General features: G+C 59.5%; 1 protein-coding gene. It reads left to right on the forward strand.

Translation table 11 applies throughout. The features are described 5' to 3' along the window. A partial coding sequence (locus VSR34_RS38370) for a response regulator (RefSeq protein ID WP_342965228.1) occupies positions 1-412 on the forward strand: 412 nt, incomplete at its 5' end. Positions 413-489 lie beyond the last annotated feature (77 nt).

Genomic DNA, 489 nt, shown 5'->3' on the forward strand with positions numbered 1-489 from the left:
GTCTTGCGGCGTTCTCATCAGACAAAGAAGCGAATTCCGTCTGCAAACCATGATGTATTCGATATTGCTGGTGGACGATGAACCGGAGATTTTGGCCGCATGGCGGCTGATTCTGGAAAGCGAAGGGTATCAGGTGAGTTGCGCGAGCAACGGCGCCGAAGCACTCGCTTGTGTCGTCGCCCACGTTCCCGACCTGATTGTTACGGACTGGATGATGCCGATCATGGACGGCGCGGACCTATGCCGCCGTTTGAAATCGATGCCTCGATCCGTCGACGTACCGATTCTGGTCCATACCGCGGTGCCGCCCTCGGACCACGACGCGCAGTACTGGAGCGCGTGTCTGCTGAAGCCGATCGGCGCGGATCGCTTTCAGAGCACGATCGCGCATCTTTGCTCGCCAAGGTGCTGATACGGCACGAGCCCGCGCGACCACCGTGTCGATCGCATCAGCCGCGTGTCGCGTCATTACTCAGGATACCTGCGGAG

Source organism: Paraburkholderia sp. JHI2823 (assembly GCF_038900695.1).
Classification (GTDB): Bacteria; Pseudomonadota; Gammaproteobacteria; order Burkholderiales; family Burkholderiaceae; genus Paraburkholderia; species Paraburkholderia mimosarum.